16 protein-coding genes and 1 riboswitch are annotated in these 18,119 nt (G+C 34.5%); of the genes, 1 reads left to right on the top strand and 15 read right to left on the bottom strand.

Annotated features, from left to right (window positions below; genetic code table 11):
- The 14 genes from BMZ74_RS14640 to BMZ74_RS12675 form a co-directional block, all read right to left on the bottom strand.
- The coding region (locus BMZ74_RS14640; protein WP_245750890.1) for a transposase at window positions 1-133 on the bottom strand (133 nt) is incomplete at its 3' end.
- A gap of 563 nt (window positions 134-696) precedes the next feature.
- Window positions 697-2,274 (bottom strand): bifunctional phosphoribosylaminoimidazolecarboxamide formyltransferase/IMP cyclohydrolase, encoded by a 1,578-nt coding sequence (gene purH / locus BMZ74_RS12735; RefSeq protein ID WP_089862599.1) that lies wholly within the window; start codon window positions 2,272-2,274, stop codon window positions 697-699.
- A complete protein-coding gene (gene purN, locus BMZ74_RS12730) occupies window positions 2,267-2,890 on the bottom strand; it encodes a phosphoribosylglycinamide formyltransferase (RefSeq protein WP_089862598.1) in 624 nt (207 codons plus the stop codon). Before purN ends, purH begins: the two co-directional genes overlap by 8 nt.
- A gap of 31 nt (window positions 2,891-2,921) precedes the next feature.
- A complete protein-coding gene (gene purM, locus BMZ74_RS12725; protein ID WP_089862597.1) occupies window positions 2,922-3,953 on the bottom strand; it encodes a phosphoribosylformylglycinamidine cyclo-ligase in 1,032 nt (343 codons plus the stop codon).
- 1 nt (window position 3,954) lies between these two features.
- On the bottom strand, window positions 3,955-5,454 hold the full coding sequence (gene purF / locus BMZ74_RS12720; RefSeq protein ID WP_089862596.1) for an amidophosphoribosyltransferase: 1,500 nt from the start codon (window positions 5,452-5,454) through the stop codon (window positions 3,955-3,957).
- Window positions 5,455-5,500: 46 nt separating this feature from the next.
- Window positions 5,501-6,220: a phosphoribosylaminoimidazolesuccinocarboxamide synthase gene (gene purC / locus BMZ74_RS12715; protein WP_089862595.1), complete on the bottom strand. Its 720-nt coding sequence runs from the start codon at window positions 6,218-6,220 to the stop codon at window positions 5,501-5,503.
- Window positions 6,221-6,224: 4 nt separating this feature from the next.
- Window positions 6,225-7,634 carry a lyase family protein gene (locus BMZ74_RS12710; protein ID WP_089862594.1) on the bottom strand — a complete coding sequence of 470 codons (1,410 nt, stop codon included), beginning with the start codon at window positions 7,632-7,634 and terminating at the stop codon, window positions 6,225-6,227.
- Complete coding sequence (gene purE, locus BMZ74_RS12705; RefSeq protein WP_089862593.1) at window positions 7,624-8,154, bottom strand: 5-(carboxyamino)imidazole ribonucleotide mutase; 531 nt, start codon at window positions 8,152-8,154, stop codon at window positions 7,624-7,626. The genes BMZ74_RS12710 and purE overlap by 11 nt, the downstream gene beginning before the upstream one ends.
- Window positions 8,151-9,323, bottom strand: coding sequence for a 5-(carboxyamino)imidazole ribonucleotide synthase (locus BMZ74_RS12700; RefSeq protein WP_089862592.1), 1,173 nt, complete (start codon window positions 9,321-9,323; stop codon window positions 8,151-8,153). The genes purE and BMZ74_RS12700 overlap by 4 nt, the downstream gene beginning before the upstream one ends.
- Window positions 9,324-9,357: 34 nt before the next feature.
- On the bottom strand, window positions 9,358-10,626 hold the full coding sequence (gene purD / locus BMZ74_RS12695; protein ID WP_089862591.1) for a phosphoribosylamine--glycine ligase: 1,269 nt from the start codon (window positions 10,624-10,626) through the stop codon (window positions 9,358-9,360).
- A gap of 261 nt (window positions 10,627-10,887) precedes the next feature.
- Window positions 10,888-10,989: riboswitch (purine riboswitch) on the bottom strand.
- A 141-nt stretch (window positions 10,990-11,130) separates the two neighbouring features.
- Window positions 11,131-11,793: an HAD family hydrolase gene (locus BMZ74_RS12690; RefSeq protein ID WP_089862590.1), complete on the bottom strand. Its 663-nt coding sequence runs from the start codon at window positions 11,791-11,793 to the stop codon at window positions 11,131-11,133.
- A 163-nt stretch (window positions 11,794-11,956) separates the two neighbouring features.
- Complete coding sequence (locus BMZ74_RS12685; protein WP_089862589.1) at window positions 11,957-13,978, bottom strand: methyl-accepting chemotaxis protein; 2,022 nt, start codon at window positions 13,976-13,978, stop codon at window positions 11,957-11,959.
- Window positions 13,979-14,044: 66 nt separating this feature from the next.
- Complete coding sequence (locus BMZ74_RS12680; RefSeq protein ID WP_089862588.1) at window positions 14,045-14,626, bottom strand: HD-GYP domain-containing protein; 582 nt, start codon at window positions 14,624-14,626, stop codon at window positions 14,045-14,047.
- Window positions 14,589-15,596, bottom strand: a complete 1,008-nt coding sequence (locus tag BMZ74_RS12675) for a GGDEF domain-containing protein (protein ID WP_089862587.1) — start codon at window positions 15,594-15,596, stop codon at window positions 14,589-14,591. The genes BMZ74_RS12680 and BMZ74_RS12675 overlap by 38 nt, the downstream gene beginning before the upstream one ends.
- 221 nt (window positions 15,597-15,817) lie before the next feature.
- Here BMZ74_RS12675 and BMZ74_RS12670 point away from each other — a divergent pair, with 221 nt between their 5' ends.
- Window positions 15,818-16,993 (top strand): PQQ-dependent sugar dehydrogenase, encoded by a 1,176-nt coding sequence (locus tag BMZ74_RS12670; protein ID WP_089862586.1) that lies wholly within the window; start codon window positions 15,818-15,820, stop codon window positions 16,991-16,993.
- Between the two features lie 40 nt (window positions 16,994-17,033).
- On the opposite strand, the gene BMZ74_RS12665 is transcribed toward BMZ74_RS12670, so the two are convergent.
- Window positions 17,034-17,963: a GGDEF domain-containing protein gene (locus BMZ74_RS12665; protein WP_089862585.1), complete on the bottom strand. Its 930-nt coding sequence runs from the start codon at window positions 17,961-17,963 to the stop codon at window positions 17,034-17,036.
- Between the last annotated feature and the right edge of the window lie 156 nt (window positions 17,964-18,119).

Here is an 18,119-nt window from a genome sequence, read left to right as displayed (position 1 = left end):
TACGAGAATAATTACCATTGCGGTTGTTGCCAGAGTTTTTACCAGTAACTTCATATTTATCGTAATTTAGAAATTCGGTTAATTCAGACTTAAGCAATTTTTCGAGAAAATTTTTGATCAAATCATTAATCATGTCATCAAAATTCACTTGACCATTGTTGGGTTTTTCAGGTATACTTTTCATGAGGAGTCCTCCTAGTGGTTTGATTTTTTATTTTCGTCGATAAATATATTCAACCACTTAAAGAAGGATTCCTCTTTTTTTATTTTAAAAAAATATCGATATTTAATTTACACAACTTATTGTACATTACTTTGTAACTAAGTGCTAAATAATAATCTTAATCTAATAAAATAATTAAAAGACATTTCTAACCCAATACTAGATAAATTACTAAAAGCTAAACATTTATCCCTCCTTTTCTACAGAATATTGCTGGTTTAATCGGCTCAGTCTTTTAGTTGAGATAAATAAATCTTATAAAGTATTTCAAGCTAAACCAGCGTTTATTTTTTAAAAAACTTTACCTAATTACATATTATAAAAAATTAGTCTGAAAATTAAATTAAAAACTAATTAAAAATAGATTAGATTTACTAAAAATGGAATAAAAATAACCAGCAGATAAATACAATCACTCTGCTGGCTAAAAATATTTTGTAATTTTTTATTGATCATTAGTTTATAAAATGTTTTTAATGACGAAAATGCCTTTTACCAGTAAAGACCATTGCTATCCCCAAATCATTACAGGCTGCAATAACTTTTTCATCCCGGATTGATCCACCGGGCTGGATTACAGCTTTAATTCCCAGCTCAGCTGCTTTTTCGATTGCATCAGGAAAAGGGAAAAATGCATCTGAAGCAACAACTCCTCCCTGCTGACGTTGTTCTGCTTTACGACCAGCAATTATCATTGCATCAACGCGGCTCATCTGTCCTGCTCCAACACCAACAATCATTTCATCTTTAGCCATTACAATTGCATTTGATTTAACGTGTTTAACCACTTTCCAGGCAAATAAAAGATCTTTTAACTGCGCTTCAGTTGGCTGCTGTTCAGTTACTACTTCCAGGTCAGCGGCAGTTGTAACTGCTAAATCTCTTTCCTGAACCAGCAGTCCTCCAGTTACTTTTTTCATACTATAGCCTGGCTTATCATAATTAATATAAATTTCACCTGTTTTTAAAATCCTGATATTTTGCCAGCGTTCTTCTAAAATCTTGAGCGCTTCTGCTGTATAATCTGGAGCAATAATTACTTCGACAAATTTATCTTCAGTTGCAACCTCTTTTGCTGTTGCTGCACCAACTTCACGATTAAAAGCAACTATTGAACCATAAGCCGAAAGAGGATCTCCAAGATGAGCTCTTCGAAAAGCTTCTTTAACTGTATCAGCTACTGCCATTCCACAGGGATTAGCATGCTTAGTCACTGCTACAGCTGGCCTTTCAGTAAATTCTTTAACTAGTTCTAGAGCCCCATTACTGTCATTAATATTATTATAAGATAGTGCTTTACCATAAAGCTGTTCTGCAGTTGCAATTGATGGTTCATTGCTCTCACTTTCAAGATAAAAAGCTGCTTTTTGATGAGGGTTTTCACCATAACGAAGGTCCATTTTTTTATCATATCTATCCAGTAAAGTAGCTGGTAATTCTAACTTTTCTGATTCAGTTAAAACTATATCAGCTAGATAATGCTCGATTCGCTGATCATATTCAGCTGTATGCTGAAAAGCCTTATAAGCTAAGCGTAATGTTGCTGTTTCAGTTAAGCTACCCTGTCCTGCCTGCAGCTCAGCAAGAATATTTTTGTAATCGGCAGGATCAACTACTACTGCTACATCCTGATTATTTTTAGCAGCTGAGCGAATCATGGTAGGACCACCGATATCAATATTTTCAATTGCTTCAGCAAGTGTTACATTTTCTTTAGCTACTGTTTCAGCAAAAGGATAAAGATTACATACAACTAAGTCTATCGTTTTTATTTTCTGATCATCTAGCTCTGTTAAATGTTTTTCATTAGATCGTACTGCTAGAATACCAGCATGCACAGCTGGATGTAGTGTTTTAACTCGACCATCCATCATTTCGGGAAAATTGGTTACCTGACTAATTTCTGTTACTTGAATCCCTGCATCAGCTAGTAAAGCAGCTGTTCCACCTGTTGAAATAACTTCTACACCAAGTTTTACCAGACCCCGGGCAAATTCTACTATACCTTCTTTATTAGAAACACTTAGCAAAGCACGTTTTATTTTAGCCAAGATTTTCTTCCTCCTTTATAATTTTCACTTTACGACCAGTTATTTTTATTCTATTTTCAGTCAGAAATTTAACTGCTGCTGGATAAATTCTATGTTCCTCTACTAAAATTCTCGCTGCTAGATCAGCTGCACTATCATCTGCTTTTACTTCTACAACAGCCTGTAAAATAATCGGACCAGTATCCATGCCCTGGTCAACAAAATGAACTGTACAGCCACTATATTTAACTCCATAGTCAACTGCCTGCTGTTGAGCATGTAAACCCTTAAAAGCTGGCAGTAACGCAGGATGAATGTTAATTATCTTATTTTTAAACTGACTAACAAAAACAGGTGACAAAATACGCATATAACCAGCTAAAACTATTAAATCAATCTCTGCTTTCTGGAGCAGTTTAATTAGATAGTTTTCATAAGCTGTTTGATTATTAAAAGATGCTGGATCAATAAATAAACTTTCAATTCCTTCTGCTTCTGGCCTATTTAAAACAGGAGCATCTTCTTTATCACTAATTAAAAGACTTATCTGGGCTTTAATTTGACCAGATTTAATCTGATTGACAATTGCAGCAAAATTTGAACCTCTGCCTGAAGCAAAAATAGCTATTTTAAACACTCTTCCACCCTCTTATGATTAATAAAAGTATCTACTTTATTACACAACCTCCACTGGCATCAGTCTTTATTTCTCCTATGATAGCAGCTTCTTCTCCTACTGCTGACAGCTCATTTAAAACAGCTTGACAATCTGCTGCTTTAATAATTATTACCATACCAATTCCCATATTAAAAGTTCTATACATTTCTGTAAAATTAATTTCACCAGCCTGCTGAATTAATGAAAAAATGGGCGCAGGCTGCCAGCTCTGCTGATTGATTACTGCCTGTAATCCCGGCGGCAATACACGGGGAACATTTTCTTTTAAACCACCACCAGTGATATGAGCAAGACCTTTAATTTTAAATTTATCTAATAATTTAAGTACTGTTTTAACATAAATTCTGGTCGGACGTAATAATTCTTTACCTAAATTATTTTCTAATTCAGGTAGCTGATCCTGATAACTATAACCTGCTTTTGCAAATAAAGCAGCCCGGGCCAGCGTAAATCCATTACTATGTAGGCCAGATGATTTTAAACCAATCAGCAGATCACCTGCTTTTATTTCAGTGCCAGTAATTATCTGATCTGCCTCTACTACACCAACAGCAAAACCAGCTAGATCATATTCTCCTGGTTGATAAAAACCAGCCATCTCAGCAGTTTCTCCCCCAACAAGAGCTGCACCAGCTTCTCGACAACCAGCCGCAATACCTTTAACAACTTTAGCCATTTTGACTGGCTCCAGTTTAGCAGTTGCCAGATAATCTAGAAAAAAAAGCGGCCTGGCTCCCTGAGCTAGAATGTCATTAACTGACATAGCAACTAAATCAATCCCAATTGTCTCATGGCAGTCTAACTCAAAAGCAAGTTTAAGTTTAGTTCCTACTCCATCTGTTCCTGAAACAAGGACAGGGTTTTGATATTGTTTCCAGTCTAATTTAAATAAAGCACCAAAGCTTCCTAAACCAGTCATTACTTCAGGACCAAAAGTTGATTCAACATCTGCTTTAATTAATTCAACTGCTTCTGCTCCAGCGTCAATATCCACGCCAGCTTTTTTATAGTCAAGCCCCATTTTATTCCTCCTCATTTAAATAACGATCTGAGATAGGATAATCACCGTCAAAACAAGCTTGACAGAATCCCAAATCATGATTAATTTTAATTGCAGCCAGCATACCACGCTGGGAAAGATAATGCAGACTATCAGCCCCAATAGTTTTACCAATCTCTGCAACTGTATTACTGCTGGCAATTAATTCTTTACGCCGGGAAGTATCAAGACCAAAATAACAAGGATATTTAACTGGCGGTGAAGAAATGGCAACATGGACTTCACTGGCCCCGGCCTCTTTAATTCTGGCAATTATTTGTTTACTAGTTGTTCCCCGGACAATTGAATCATCAATTAAAATAATTCTTTTACCTGCAATAATTTCTTTAATTGGTGATAATTTAAGTCTGACTTTTAAGTCTCTAATCTGCTGAGTTGGTTGAATAAAAGTACGCCCCATATAACGATTACGTAAAATACCCTGAGCATAAGGAATTCCCGATTCTTCAGCAAAACCAAGGGCTGCTGCTATACCTGAATCTGGTACTGGAACTACTAAGTCAGCTTCTACATCCATTTCGCGGGCCAATTGTTTACCCATCTCTTTACGAGCTAGCAAAACATTCTGACCATCAATATTACTGTCAGGCCGGGCAAAATAAATATATTCAAACACACAGAGGCTGGTTTTGCTTTCACTACTATATTTACTACTTGTTAAACCATCCTGATCAATAATTATCATTTCACCAGGCTCAACATTGCGAATAAACTCTGCTCCAATAATATCAAAAGCACAGCTTTCGGAAGCAACTACATAAGCTGAACCCAGCTTACCGAGAGCAAGCGGGCGAAATCCCCGGGGATCTCTAATAGCAACTAAGCTATCTTTAACCATTGCCAGCAAGCTAAATCCACCTTTAAGCTGGTGTAAACTCTGAACTAAAGCCTCAATTATATTATCTTCGAAAGATCTTGCTACCAGATGAGCAATAACTTCAGTATCCAGAGTAGAATGAAAAATAGAACCATTGTTCTCCAAATTATGACGTAATTCAGCAGCATTAGCCAGATTACCATTATGAGCCAGAGCAAGATCACCTTTAATACTATTAATTAAAATTGGTTGAGCATTAGCCAACTTACTGGAACCACTTGTTGAATAGCGAACATGACCAATTGCCATTTCGCCAGCTAAACCTGCAATAGTTTCCTGACTAAAAACATTTTCTACCAGTCCCATTCCTTTATGAATGTTAAACTGTCCCTGATTATTAGCACAAATACCAGCACTTTCTTGTCCCCTGTGTTGTAGGGCAATCAACCCGAGATAAGTCATCTCGGCTGCTTCAGTTCCTGCCTCAGGATTATAAATACCAAACACACCACATTCTTCGGTCATTTTGTCAGCTGTTAAATCTAAATCAGCCGATTGGCTTTGCTTTGAAACTGCCGTCGAAGAATTAGTCTGAATGGTATTATGACTTAAATTACTAGCAGAAAATTTATTACTTAACTGCATCAACTTTCCTCCCTCATTTTTAATTCAAAGCTGTTTTTTAAAATATCTACTGCCATTTTTGGCCGGTTATTCTTTTATACATTTCGCGATAAGCAGCTTCTACTCCTCCTAAATCACGCCTAAATCTATCTTTATCAAGTTTTTCTCTGCTTTCAATATCCCAGAAGCGGCAGGTATCAGGGGTAATCTCATCTGCTAAAATGATTTCACCAGCTGAAGTTTTACCAAATTCAAGTTTAAAATCAATTAAGTCTACTTGTCTAGCTGCTAAAAAAGTACTTAAAATCTGATTTATTTTACTGGCCAGCTTAGTTAAAGTAGCAATTTCAGCTGGAGTAGCAAGTTCTAACAATTCAATATGGGATTGATTAATTAAGGGATCTCCTAATTCATCATTTTTATAATAAAATTCGATTACTGTCCGCTCCAGCTTAGTTCCTTCTGGCAGGCCAAGTCTTTTAGCTAAACTGCCAGCTGCAGTATTACGCACAACTACTTCTAAAGGAATAATTTCGACTGCTTTGACCAGAGTTTCTCTAGCAGCTAATTCTTTAATTAAATGAGTTGGAATTCCCGCCTGGTTTAGCATTTTTAAAAAGAAATTAGTTATTTTATTATTAATAATTCCTTTATCTACAATCTGTCCTTTTTTCTCGCCATTAAAAGCTGTTGCATCATCTTTAAAATGAACTATTAACTCTTCTTTTCTAGCCGTCTTAAACATCTGCTTAGCCTTTCCTTCATAAAGCATAGCTAATTTTTCCATTTACTTAACCCTCCAATTTTAAATCATAATTAAATTTCTGCTGCCAGCGCTTAACTATTTTTTCTGTTTTTTGAGCTGCAATCCCAGTATATTTTTCTGGTTTCAAAATCAACTGCTGCTGTTTTTGACTAAATTGCTGCCAATAGTCTCTTAGCTCGGTAGTTTCTTCCACAAGTTCTTCCAGGCTTAAATCTGTTTTTTGAGCCTTAAGAGTTAATTTTCTCACTGCTTCGTGAGCATCAGGATGTCCATGGGCAGCCAACAGAATATAAAGTGGTTCAGCAACTATCATCTGCTTATTCTGCGCAAAGTTTTTAGCCAAATTTTCCCGATCAACAACCATTCTTGAACTAACTTTAGTCAGCCTTGCAGCTGCAGAAATTAAAGCGGTTATTAATTCTGGAATAAAACGAGATGACGCAGAGTTAGTTAGATCACGTTGGTGTTCTGAAAGCTGATCTAGATAGACTGTAATCATTCTGGGCATAAAGGCTTTCCAGAGACTTTTTACATTTTCATAATTAATCGGATTACGTTTATGAGGCATTGTTGAAGAACCAACTTGCTCAGCAGCAAAATACTCACCTATCTCAGCAATTTCTGAACGCTGCAGCTGCCGCATATCATCAGCAAAAGCTGCCAGCACACTAAAAGTAGATACTAAACTATGTAAAAAATCAGTTAGTGGTTCGGCAGCAATGATCTGAGTAGAGTGTTCTCCTGGCTTTAGGCCAAGCTCAGCCAATACTTCTGCCTCAAATTCTTCTGGATCTTCAAAAAAAATACTGCTAGCATTATAAGCCCCAACTGCACCAGCAAATTTACCTATTAGCTTTTCTGCCTGAACCGAAATAGTTTCTATTCTTTCTCCCAAACGACTTACATATTCAGCCATTGTAAAACCAAAAGTAACAGGAACTGCATGCTGACCATGGGTACGACCAATCTGAATTTGGTCTTTTTCGCGTAGGGAAATTTGAGCCCAACTTTGCTGTAATTTTTTTAAATAGGGTAAAATCAAGTTTTGAGTTGCTTTTTGATAGCGAAGTGAGTTAGCTGTATCAACAATATCATAGGAAGTAGCAGTAAAATGAATATAAGGACGGGTTGCGGGACTTACTTTTGCCTGAATACAATTGACAAGAGCCCTAATATTATGGCGGGTTTTACTTTCTTCTGCATAAACTTCAGCTGTAGTTAAGCTTGCGATTGCAGCTTCAACTTCAGCCACAGATTTAGCTGGTGCTATTCCACGTTTAGCCAGTACTTTTACCAGAGCTAACTCTACCTGAGCCTGGTACTTAATAGTTGCATTTTCGGAAAGATATTTTTCTAGTTCAGTAAATTGGGCTTCATTTCTAGCATAACGATGATCAAGCGGGCTAATATTAGCAAAAATATCTCTATTTGGCAAATTTATTGCTCCTCTCCAGATAAGCTTGATAACCTAATTTTTCTACTTCAGCAGCTGTTTTTAAAACACTTGCTTTCATTTTTTTTCGATAGTCCTGCTGCTTTTTATTTAAACTGGCATCCTGACGGGCCAGAATTTGAACTGCCAGTAGAGCTGCATTTTTAGCTCCATTAATAGCTACTGTAGCCACTGGAACACCTGGTGGCATCTGCACAATAGAATAAAGAGAATCAACTCCACTTAATTTTGATGTTTTAACTGGAACTCCAATCACCGGCAGATTTGATACTGCTGCTATCATACCAGGCAAATGAGCTGCTCCACCAGCACCTGCAATAATTATTTCTAAACCTTTTGCTTCTGCTTCACTACCATATTGATAGAGTCTTTCGGGAGTTCTATGAGCAGAAACAATAGTTAATTCATATTCTACTTCAAATTCAGTTAGCAAATCTGCTGCTGCTTTCATTACTGGCAGATCAGAATCACTACCCATTATAACTCCAACTTTTGCTTTCATTGGCTATCTTCCTTTCCTCTAATCATAATAACTTTTTCTGCCTGACTGGCCTGATGAGCTGCTTCTGATAAATTAGAAGCTGTTGCAGTCAGATGTCCCATTTTTCTACCTGGACGAGAGATTTTTTTCTGATAAATATGTACTTTAACATTAGCTAATTTTAAAGCTTCCTGCAGACCAATTACTTCTGCTGCTCCCTGCTGACCACTACCTAAAATGTTACACATTACTGTTGGTCTAATTAATTCAGGATTACCCAGTGGCAAACCAGCAATTGCTCTTATATGCTGCTCAAATTGCGAAGTATAACAGCCTTCAATACTATAATGACCAGAATTATGAGGGCGAGGAGCAATCTCATTAATTAAAAGCTGGGCTGAGTCAGTTACAAACATTTCTATACAGAAGATTCCTACTCCTGCAAAAATTTCTAGCACTTCCCGGGCCAACTGCTCTGCACTATACTTTAACTGATCTGGCAGGGCAGCTGGCACCCTGGTAGTTAGCAGAATATTATTCTGATGCTCATTTTCAGCAATTGGATAAACTACCATTTCTCCTCCTTGACCACGAGCAGCAATCACTGAAATTTCCTTCTGAAAGGGAATATATTTTTCCGCCAGCAGCTGTTTACCACCTGCTCCTAATTCTGCAAAAGCAGTTTCTAGTTCAGAAGCTGCTTTTATTAAATAATTTCCCTTACCATCATAACCACCCCGGCAGCTTTTTAGCATTAAAGGATAACCAAATTTAATTGCAGCAGTTTTAAGATCAGCTAAACTGGCTATTTTTATGAAATCAGGAACAGGTATCTGGGCTTGTTTAAGTACTGTTTTTTGATGATATTTATTCTGAATGATTTCTAAACTGCGAGCAGTTGGATAAATTTTATAACCTGCAGCTTCTAACTCTTTTAAAACTTCAACTTCAATATGTTCAAATTCATAAGTAATTAAGTCTGATTTTGCAGCCAATTTCTTAATTGCTGCCTGATCACTAAAATCTGCTTTTAGATGCTGATCGGCAATACTGGCGGCTGGACAATCTGGAGTAGGATCAAGGATAGTTACATAAAAACCCATTGCCTTAGCAGCCAGAATCATCATCTTGCCCAGCTGTCCGCCTCCAATAATTCCTATTTTTTGTTTGCTCTTATCTTTTACTGGCAAAATTTAAACCTCCTGCAAAAATTTAATAATATAGTTATTGTTTAGTTAGTGCTTTTTGACCAATATCTGTTCTCATTTGTGCACCAGCAAAATTTATTTTTTCAACTCCTTGATAGGCCCGTTTAATAACTTCATCAAAAGTCGCTCCCAGAGCAGTAACCGCCAATACTCGTCCGCCAGCAGTTACAAGCTCGTTATCTTTAATTGCTGTACCAGCTTGAAAAACAAGTAAATCTTCTGCTGCCGCTTTAATTCCTGTAATTTGCTTACCTTTTTCATATTCTGCTGGATAGCCACCAGATGACATAACTACACAAAGCGCCTTATTTTTTGACCACTTTATATCTATTTCGGCCAGTTTTTGCGATAAAACAGCTTCCATAATTTCTACTAAATCACTTTCCAACAGCGGCAAAATAACTTGGGCTTCTGGATCACCAAAACGAACATTATATTCAAGTACTTTAATCTGCTCATCCTTAATCATTAAACCAAAATAAATAACTCCTTTAAAATCAATATTTTCTGCCTGAAGTGCCTGCAGAGTTGGCACCATTACTTCTTGTTTAAAATGATTAAAAATGTTTTGATCAACTACAGGGGCAGGAGCATATGCCCCCATTCCGCCAGTATTAGGACCTTGATCTCCATCAAAAGCTGCCTTGTGATCCTGAGAAGCTAGCATAGGAATAATTGTTTTACCATCACAAAAGGCCAGAATAGTTGCTTCTTCTCCAGTTAGAAATTCTTCAATAATTATTTCATTTCCAGCCTGACCAAATCTATCAGTTAACATAATAGTTTCTACTGCTGTAATTGCTTCAGTTTCAGTCTGAGCTACAATAACACCTTTACCAGCTGCCAGACCAGAAGCTTTTACAACTATGGGAGCTCCCATTTTTTTTATATAAGCAATTGCTGGTTCAACTTCAGTAAAACTGGCATACTCTGCTGTCGGTATGTTGTATTTTTGCATCAAATTTTTAGCAAAAGCCTTTGAGCTTTCTAGTTGAGCTGCCTCTTGATTAGGTCCAAATACTTGTAAGCCATGTGCCTGAAACAAATCAACTATACCAGCTGCCAGTGGTGCCTCGGGACCAACAATAGTTAGTTCAATTTTTTCTTTTAAAGCAAATTCAAGTAGAGCAGTCCGATTATCTTCAGCAAAGTCTAGATTAGTTCCAAACTGAGCTGTTCCTGGATTACCAGCCGCGATATAAAGTTCATCAATTTTTTCACTCGTCGATAGTTTCCAGGCAAGAGCATTTTCCCGACCTCCGCTCCCAATGAGAAGAACATTCATCCAATCACTCCTAATGTACTAAATTTGTGACCTATTTAGGTCTGGATTAGTGTATCCTTAAGTTAGAAAAATATAGTTAAAAAAATAAGCCCAGGTAGGGAGACTCTACCTAATATGAGTAGAACCTCCCCGCCTGGGCTTTTATCCCTTCGGTGTGATATGTAAATATCTGTACCGCTCGAACCAGCCAGCTTAACTTTCACCACTGTATAAACATATACAGCTGAACAGAGAGTTCAAACTTGTGAAATAACTGCGGAAACCTAGGTACACTTCCCCCATAGTCGAATTATTTACGGTAATTCGGTAGAGACTTGTGAGCCATATTCCCACTATTATATGAGGTACAAATTAAATTTTCAATTTTATGTCTTCATCTTAACAGATGCTTTTTAAGAAGTCAAGCAGTAAAATTATTTTCAAATTATTCAGATTCTAACTACTAAGTTAAAGTTTTAGTTAGTATAAATCAGCCAAAGAGTTAACTAAATAAGCACATAATTTTTAGCTTAAATGATTAAAATCATCTAATAACGGAGCCAATTCTGTTAAATTACTTAGAGTAGCAAAAGTCAAAGCTTCTACCTCTGCTGGAATTTTAACAAGGTCCGGCACTAAGATAACCTTAATTCCTGCTGCTACAGCTGCTTTAACTCCATTTAAAGAGTCTTCTAAAATTATAGTTTCAGCTGCTGGAACTGCAATCTCTGTTCTACACTGCTCAAATATTTCTGGATCAGGTTTACTATGCTTAACCTGATCACCGCCAATAATATAATCAAATTCCACTTCTAAATCAGCATTTTCTAAATAAAAATCGATTACTGATTTCTGACTGGAAGAAGCAAGTGCTAGTATAAAATCATTGTCCTTTAAATAATTAAGGCAAGATTTTAAACCAGGTTTAAGTGGGACCCCTTTATTTTCTATTTCAGCCAGCATGATTTTCTGCTTTTTAGATCTAAGTTCTAAATAAGGAAAATCAGAACCAAAATTATTACGAAAAATTTCTTTTGTTTTATTGAGATTTGAGCCAGTTAATTGATCAAATAATTTGTCACTAATAAAATAACCATTTTCTTTTCCCAGCTGCCGCCAGATCTGCTGGGACAAACTTTCTGTATCAAACATAAGACCATCCATATCAAAAATAACTGCCTTAATCATTGCTTATCAAAATCCTTTACTAAATAATAATTTATAGTTTAACCAGTTAATATTATAACAGAGGCCCCCCCAGTTTAGCAATTTCTTCTGCATAAATTCTCATTACTGCATAGAAAAAATATTTGAAACTAATTTCTTTAATCTTAAAGCCTACATAATTTAATTATAATCGAGTTAGAACATTTTGGAGTTTAGCAATTATATCCTGAAGATTTTCTGATTGTTCTTTAATTCCCTTCGCTTCTGCAAGCTGATGTGATCCTTTAGCTTCAGCCACTGCTGCCAGGGATGTATTTTCTTGCGAAATAGCTGCTATATTATTCATATTGTTTAAAATATCTTTTGTATTTTGATCAATATTTTTAGCTAATTCACCTGATTTAATAACAGAATTATTAACTTCGTTTAGTGAATTTTTTATTTGCAGAAATATAGCAGCATTTGCACTTACTTTTTCTAAGCCGATATTTAATTCTGATTTACCAAATTCCATATTCTTACTTGCCTGTTCTGTTCCTTTTTTAATCTGTTTAATTAAATTAGCTATTTGAGCTGCTGAGTTTTTTGATTCCTCTGCTAAACCTCTAATTTCTTCTGCTACTACTGAAAATCCCCGACCAGCTTGGCCAGCTCGAGCTGCTTCAATAGACGCATTTAAAGCCAGCAGATTAGTTTGTTGCGAAATACTATTAATTATATCAATAATTGCATCAATATTTTCTGATAAAATATTAAGATCTTTAATATCATCTGCAATCTGACTAATTTTTTCTTTAATCTTCAACATCTGTTCTTTTACATCACTGCTGCTTAATCTACCTTTTTCAGTATTTTGATTCATCTTAGCTGAACTTTTAGTTAAATTTTGTTTAGCTGTCTGTAAATCAGCTATATAGCTAGCCAGATTCTTTATTTTTTGATGAACCTGATTAATATTATCTGCCTGAAATTTAGCCCCTGATTTAACTTGTGAAAAAACTGTTTGATTATCAGCTGTAGAAGTCGTTATCTCAAGAGCTGATTGTTTAATTGAACTAGATGATAAATCTATTTCAACTGATAAATTATCTAAATTAGTAATTAAAAGTCTTAATTTTTGCATAAGATTATTAAAACCAACTGCCAGAACTCCCAGTTCATCCTGTCGCGCTAGATTAAATTCTACTTCAAAATTTCCTTGCTCAACCTGTTGCAGCTTTTTTTCTAAGCTTAAAATAGGCTTAACTAAACTATAACGAATATAAGTAAAAAGTAAAATAATTAAAATTAATAAAATAACTAAACCAGAGACAATAATTAACTGTTTCAATTTATTAATTAACTGATAGGCCTGTTTCTCTGGTAGCTGTACTATAACTGCCCCCGGAATTCTAGCTAAATTTTTATGGGAAGCTAGCATTGATTGATTTTGATAATTAAATTTTACTATTTTATCGGTCTGAAATAATTTTTGTAAATCAAGATAGTCTGCCAGTGAAAGCCGTTGCTGCAATAATTCAGTTCTAGTATGAGCAATCATTTTGCCATCACCAGCAATTAAGTAGACATAACCTTGTTTCCCTAACTCCCACTTAATTATCTGGCTTAAATTAACTGTATCCAAGTTAGCGCCTATTATACCAATAAATTTGTTTGAATAATCAAAAACTGGCTTAATTAATGAAATTGTATATTGCTGATTACTTAAATCAAGATGTGCTGCTGTCCAGAACGAAGCTTCTTTTTGACTTTTCTGAGCCTGATCTAACCAGGTTTGAGCTCCCTTGACTTGAGATATTTTTGTTTTAGATTTAGAAACTACAGTAAAGTTACCTGATTTACTTAAATAAAACATTGTCTGAAAATACTGATAGTTTTCTAACTCTTCCTGAAACTTTCTTTTAGCCACTAAACTAACCTGGTTATTAGAACGAATACCATAATCAGCAGCAACTCGGTTAAGTGATTTTTCAGAAGCAGCTAAAAATTTATCTACTTCTCTCGCAAGTGATTCAGCAAGCTTAAGATTGCTGTAATGTGTTTCTGCCTTTAATTCCCGACTAATCTGTAAATTTAATATATAAACCAGAGAAAAAAATGAAATACTAACTATTACAACAACAACTGCAATTAATTTAAAATTTATGCTATTAGCTAAGTTTTTAAATTTAATTTTTTTAAATAAATTTATTTTAATTATAATCAACTCCTGTAATAACTAACTATAGTCTAAATCATTAAAATAATAACTGCTAATTTAAACAAGCTAAAGTTATAAAATCAGCTCAATAAACAAACCAATAAGTTCTGGGTCAAATTGAGACCCAGCAGAATTTATTAATTCCTCAATTATTTTTTCTTTACTCATAGCTTGTTGATAATTCCTTACGTATTTCATTACATCATAAGCATCAACAATAGCAATTATTCTAGCAATGAGCGGAATACTTTCTCCCCCTATGCCAAAAGGATAACCTTCTCCATTCCACCACTCATGATGAGTTAAAATACCTTGAGCTACATTAATTATTTCTAGGGAATTATAGGCCAGCTGAAATCCCATCTGAGAATGCTCCTTTACTCTGGCCCATTCTTCATTATTTAGCGGACCTTTTTTAGCCAGAATATTGTTATCAATAACTATCTTCCCCAGATCATGCAGCTCAGCTAATAAAATAACTTCATCTAGCTGCTGTTTATTTAAATTAAGATATTTACCCAACTGAAAAGCTGGTCCCTTTAAACGTTGGCTGTGTAAGTATGTTTCATAACTTGTTTCTTTAATTATCTTTTTGAGTAATTCTGCATAATCATAACTAAAGTTTAAGCTTTTCACATAATTCATCTTTAACATTTGCTGAATCTTTCCTCCTATTTTTAAAGTAATTACTACCGGATTTTTCTTTTACTTTTTTCTTTAACTCTGCGGCCCTATCACTTACCTCAAGATGACTGTTTATTTGTAAAAATTCGTTAGAAATAATTGCAATTGAAATTGAAGTCAATGGTATTTTACTTAATTTATGACTGCGGTTACAACAAAGAAAAAAACCATTTTTTAAATCAGACTGTTTAAGATATTTTTTAATTCCTCGATCAAAATTTTCAATAATAATTTCTGCAATAATTGTATCAAAACAAGTTTCTGTAATTAAAACAAAATCATCTCCACCTACATGACCAATAAAACTATCTACATTTAGTTCAGTAACTGTATTGCGTAAAACTTCAGCTGTAAACTGAATAACTTCATCTCCTTTTTGATAGCCATAGCTGTCATTATAGGCTTTAAAATTATCAAGATCTATGTACAAAACTGAAAATATTTTTTCTTCCTTAATAAGTTCTTTTAATTCAATCTCTATTGAATGATTACCTGGCAAACCAGTTAAAGGATTAGCATTTCGAGCCTGTTCTACTTTAATTTCTGCAACCTCTATTAAAAGATCTTTAATAGATAACGTAGAATAATAGTTGCCATTTTTGTTGATAATTATTGAATCATAAACATCTGCTTGAGGACGAATCATTGCTAATTTTGAAACTTCAAAAATCGATTGTTCATAATCTACCAATAGAGGTTTAGCATCCATTATTTCTTTAATGTTTTTTTGCATATATAAATTATAACCAAACCGGCTGCCTAACCGATAAAAAAGTTTATCTCTCATGACTAGGCCTGCTGTTTTACTGCCATCTAAAACAACAATACTCTGGATATTATTTTCGTTAAAAATATTGACTAAGTCTTTTGTTTTAGCTTCAGCTGAGATAGTATAGCCATTATTTGCTGAAACAAATTCCCCTATTTTATTTATTTTCATTTTTTTGCTTCCTTTCTAATCTAATTAAATTTTTAATCCAATCCAAAGCAAAAGTTGACAATTCAATTTTATCAGTTTTTCTTTACCAGAAAGTAAACATTTAATTAAATTAATGTTAAATAATTTTTGTAAAAAATTTTACAATTAAGTTTAACTTTTGCTAAATAATAATTAGTTCTGTTATAATCAAGTTAAATAAAAGGATTAAAAAGGAGGTCAAAATGAAAAATATAGCTATAATTAGCTGTCTCGTCTTATTAATGTTTGGTTCTGGCGTAATGGCTCAATCTAGAATAGAAGTTGGTAATTATCCTCAAACTGTCAATGATAGTTTTAATAAAAATCCAGGAGTTGAAGTTGAAACCTGGCTGCAGAATCTGGAAGTCCCCTGGGATTTAGTTTTTTTACCTGATTCTAAACGGTCTTTATTTACAGAAAGAAAAGGATTAGTTAGACATGTAAAGGCAGGAAAGCTTCAGGAAAAAGCTTATTTGAAACTTGATCTTAATCCTGGTGGTGAAAATGGCTTAATGGGAATTACATTACATCCAGAATTTCCAGATGTACCTTATGTGTATTTAATGTATACTTACCACAGTAAAACTGGTAATTTATATAATAGAGTTTCTCGTTTTAAAGATTTAGGAGAAAGAGCTGGTACAGAAGAAATTATTATTGATCAGATTCCTGCAGGCAACTATCATGCTGGAGGACGAATTGAATTTGGTCCGGATCAAATGCTTTATATTACTACTGGTGATAGCGGTCAGAAAGATCTTGCTCAGCAGCAAAATAATCTAGCTGGTAAAATTTTACGTTTAACTGCTCAAGGAAAAATTCCGACTGATAATCCAGATCCAGATTCTCCAATTTATAGTTCTGGTCATCGTAATCCACAAGGATTGGCCTGGCATCCTCAAACCAAAGAACTTTTTATTTCAGACCATGGACCTAGTGGAGAAGCTGGTCTTAGAGCTAAAGATAGAATCAAAGTTGTTAGATCAGGTGCTAATTTTGGCTGGCCGGTAAAAATAGGTGCTTTTGTTACCGGAATTTATCAACAAAAATATGCTAATCCCTTAATTATGTGGAGAAAAACTGTCCCACCTTCTGGAATGACATTTTATCAAAACAGTTTATTTGTTGCTACTCTAGGTAGTCAGTCACTGGTCAAAATTGATTTAAAAACTCTAGCAGCAGATAGTAGTCAGCCAGATTATCAGATAGAAAAAATTGAGCATTGGTTTAGAAAAAAAACTGGTGAGTCTAGTTATGGTAGAATTAGAACTGCTGTCACTGGACCTGATGGCTATTTATACTTTTTAACTAATAATCTTGATGGCAGAGGAAATCCTCGCTCAGGTGATGATAAAATTTTGCGTTTTAAAATTCAATAAAAAAAGCCCTCAGCTTAAGCTGAGGGCTTTTAATTTTAAACTAAATCCAGTCAGCAAATTCAAAATCCTGCTGAGATTGTTTGGCTCTATACATTGCCAGATCCGATTTGATTATTAAATCATTAAATTTTTCTCCTCCAATCGGATAAATACTAACTCCAACACTAAAAGTAATCTCAAATTTAGTTTCATTTATTAAAATAGGCTCTTTTAAATTATTTAGTAATCTTTGTAAGATATTAAGGATATCGGCCTGTGATTCAAGCTCAGATAAGACAATAACAAATTCGTCTCCTCCCAGGCGAGCCAGGCTATCTTTTGCTTTTAAACTATATTTCATTCGAGCCGCAACTGTCTTTAAAACCGTATCTCCAACAGCATGACCAAAAGTATCATTAATTTCTTTAAATTTATCAATGTCGAGAAAAGCAACTACTAACTTACCATTTGTCTTATCAGCTTTATTTTTTAAACTAATAAATTCTTCTTCCAGTAATTTTCTATTTGCCAGGCCAGTTAATTTATCGTGATGAGCCTGATACTCAAATTTATGCAGCAAATAACTAATTACAGCAATAAAAGCTGAAAAGAAGATTAACATTAATAAAAAATCTATGATAAATAAATAGCGATGTTTATTTAATTCTTCCTGCATCACCTGATTATCATAAACTATTCCAACTACATAAGAGTTCCAACCTTCTTCTGATCTGTTTTCACTCACTAAAGCCGGGAAAAATTTATAAGTATACTTTTTCCCATCTCTATTTACCACTTGAGACTGAACACTATTTTTAACCACTGTCTGACCAGCCAATCTTTCTTCTATTTCTGGCAAATCAGGTTTAAGATAAGGTTTAATACTGCTTCTCAACTTAGCTGCATTGTGTTTAAGTGGTTCAACACTATAAAAAGAAATTTCTTTTACTATTTTATATTGCTCAGTTAAAAGGGTTGCATCTTTAAACATATCAAGCTCTTTTAGAGAAGGATATTTATCATTAATATTTATACTAAGTTCAAATAAATACTTAAGCGAATTTCATAAAAATAAGCCTTGATATAACAAAGATTTTAATGATATAAAAAGGGCTTCACCCCATCTTGTCGAATTAAATAGTAGCAC

Source organism: Halanaerobium salsuginis (assembly GCF_900114545.1).
GTDB lineage: Bacteria > Bacillota > Halanaerobiia > Halanaerobiales > Halanaerobiaceae > Halanaerobium > Halanaerobium salsuginis.
The sequence above is the reverse complement of the archived record's forward strand: the minus strand, read 5'-3'. Positions and strand labels throughout refer to the sequence as shown.